This is a genomic window from Mesorhizobium sp. M7A.F.Ca.CA.002.04.1.1 (assembly GCF_004022805.1).
Lineage (GTDB): Bacteria > Pseudomonadota > Alphaproteobacteria > Rhizobiales > Rhizobiaceae > Mesorhizobium > Mesorhizobium ciceri.
Window position 1 is genome coordinate 1 of the sequence record NZ_RZPL01000747.1, and the last position, 2,684, is coordinate 2,684.

The 2,684-nt window shown below is 64.5% G+C and carries 3 protein-coding genes; all 3 read left to right on the forward strand.

The genetic code is table 11. The annotated features are described in order from the left end of the window. Positions 1 to 789 (forward strand): histidine kinase (locus tag ENZ75_RS27770; protein WP_245481261.1); only part of this gene is annotated, 789 nt, incomplete at its 5' end. Beyond that, positions 789 to 1,511 carry a response regulator transcription factor gene (locus ENZ75_RS27775; RefSeq protein WP_027163049.1) on the forward strand — a complete coding sequence of 241 codons (723 nt, stop codon included), beginning with the start codon at positions 789 to 791 and terminating at the stop codon, positions 1,509 to 1,511. The genes ENZ75_RS27770 and ENZ75_RS27775, both read left to right, overlap by 1 nt. 114 nt (positions 1,512 to 1,625) lie before the next feature. Continuing rightward, positions 1,626 to 2,594 carry a YihY/virulence factor BrkB family protein gene (locus ENZ75_RS27780; RefSeq protein ID WP_245441347.1) on the forward strand — a complete coding sequence of 323 codons (969 nt, stop codon included), beginning with the start codon at positions 1,626 to 1,628 and terminating at the stop codon, positions 2,592 to 2,594. Positions 2,595 to 2,684: the final 90 nt, after the last annotated feature.

Genomic DNA, 2,684 nt, shown 5'->3' on the forward strand with positions numbered 1-2,684 from the left:
CCCTACATCTTCGCGCTGATCCAGACCGAGGAGGCGCGCCGCGCCATGCTGGCCGAGAGCGAGGCGCGAAATCGCGTCGAGCTGCTGCGCGTCGGCGCCTCGCAATTGACCGAAGGCATGGAGCGCGAACGCCGGCGCATGGCCATGGACCTGCACGACCAGACGCTTGCCGATCTCGCCCGCATCGCGCGCCAGCTCTCGGCACTTCGCGGCCAGGGCGTGGCGCGGGCAGCACAGCTTGCCGATCTCGAGAAGGAGGTCGCCGGCTGCCTGACGGAACTGCGCCACATCGTCGACGACATCCGGCCGAGCGTGCTTGAACTGTTCGGCCTGCGCGATGCGGTCGAGGCGCATCTCAACCGCAGCGTCGCCAGGGCCAAGCCGCCGATCGCCGTGCGCATCGCCGACACCAGCGACGGCGGCGCCGACAGCCTGTCGGAGCCAGTGCGGACCGCGCTCTACCGGATCGTGCAGGAAGCGATCAACAATGCCGTTCGCCATGCCGCGCCGCACCGCATCGACGTGCTGCTGGCGTCGACCGCGAGCGTGCTGCGGGTGATCGTGACGGATGACGGCCAGGGCTGCGGCGCCGTTGACCCGGCCGCGTATGGCGGCATCGGCCATATGCACACGCGGGCAGCCCTTATCGGGGCGCGGCTGCGCATCGGCCAGGCCGGCCGCAAGAACGGCGGCACCCGTGTCGTCGTCGAGATCGACCGCCAGCCATTACGGGAACTGGCGGCGGCTGCAACAATGCCTGGCGAACTCGCCGTATCGGAGGCCATGTGATGCTTGTGATGATCGCCGAGAATGACGGGCTGCACCGTAGCTTCGCGCGGCGGACGGTGGAGCAATTGTGGCCCGGTGACGTCGAGGTGATCGAAGCGAGCGACGGCGAGGACGCCATCAACCTGGCGACTGAGCGCGAGCCACTGCATGTCGTGCTCGATTTGCAGATGCCGAAGGCGACGGGAATCGAAGTTGCCAGGGCGATCTGGAACCGCCGCGCCGGCACGCACATCCTGTTCTGGTCGAATTTCGCCGACGAAGCCTATGTGCGCGGCGTGGCGCGCATCGTCCCGCCCGGCTCTGTCTACGGCTATGTGCTGAAATCGGCGACGGAGGAAGGCATGCGGTCCGCCCTGCGCGGGGTTTTCCGCGAAGGCCACTGCATCATCGACCGCGAGATCCGCGGCATCCAGCATCGCGTTCAGGACAAGTTCGAGGGCATCACCGACGGCGAATATGAAAGCCTGATCGACATCGCGCTCGGCCTGACCGACCGGGCGATCGCGGCACGTCGCGGCCTGTCGATCCGTGGTGCGCAGAGCCGCATCAAGCACTGCTACGACAAGCTCGGCATCGTGCCGGCGGAGGACGGCACCGGCGATGCTTCCGTGTTCAACTCGCGGACGCGGGCGATCTATCTCGCCATGGCGCGCGGCCTGATCAACATCGACGCACTGCGTCGCGAACAGGACCGGCTCGACGCCTGGCTGGCGGAGCACTGAAACAGCGGCGGCCACAAGCCGGAACATCGGAAGGTCCGGCGCATTGCTAGTGAACGCCAACTCAACGCCTGCGGATCCGAAGTGCGACCCTCATTTGCAGATTCATGGCACCTGGTGCGCGAAAGCGTCGTCGGTTTCATCGACGACAATGCGCTCAGCCATGGTGCGGCGATGGCCTTTTATGCCGCCACCTCGCTGGCGCCGATCTTGCTGATCGTGGTTGCGATTGCTGGTCTCGTCTTCGGCCACGATGCCGCACAATTGGCCTTGTCCGCGCAGATATCAGGGCTGATGGGACCGGAAAGCGCCGATCTCCTCAAGACTGCGCTGGAAAGTGCATCCGGCAGGCTGTACGGCACCTGGGCCGCGATCATAGGGCTGGTCACCTTGCTGGTAGCCGCTTCTGGCGTCTTCGGCGAAATGCAGCAGTCGTTGAACACAATCTGGAAGATCGAACCGCAAGGCAATTCCCTGTCGCGTCTGGTGAGGGCACGGGCCGCCAGTCTGGGGTTGGTGGCCGCACTCGGGTTCCTGTTGCTGGTCTCTCTCATCGCAAGCGCTGCGATTTCGGCACTGGGCGCTTTCATCAACGCCCATCTGCCGTTCGGAACGATCATACTCAGCGGGATCAACGGCGTCGTTTCGTTTGTGCTTATCGCCGTGATGTTTGCCGCCATTTACAAGGTTTTGCCCGATCGAACCCTGGAATGGCGCGATGTGGGAATCGGCGCTGTCGGAACCGCGGCCCTGTTCACATTGGGAAAATCGCTTATCGGCTGGTATATCGGCACCAGCGCGATTGCGTCGTCGTACGGCGCCGCCGGCGGACTGCTCGTGATTTTGCTCTGGGTTTACTACTCGTCGGAGATTTTCCTCCTCGGCGCCGAGTTCACGCGCGCCTATTCCGTTCGCCACGGCAGCCGGTCCGATCTGAAGAGGTTGGTTCACAGCCCTTTGTCCGTGCAGCACGGCTCAGCTCGAACACAACAGGAGTCCAATGCTGCTGGCGTGGTCGTGCTTGTGGCGGTGGCGTGCGCGAGCGCAACCTTGACCGCGCTTTTGCGAAGTGTTCGCCGGCCCTGATCTGACGTCGCCGGTATTCTACGCTCGATAGGCACGGGCGACTGTGCAAATGCACAGTCGCCCGTGCGCTTTTACCCGTATCGGCTCGTC

What these genes read in the sequence shown, in the direction of transcription:
- ENZ75_RS27775 (WP_027163049.1), top strand. Translation starts at nt 789, where the DNA reads ATGCTTGTGATGATCGCCGAGAATGACGGGCTGCACCGTAGCTTCGCG.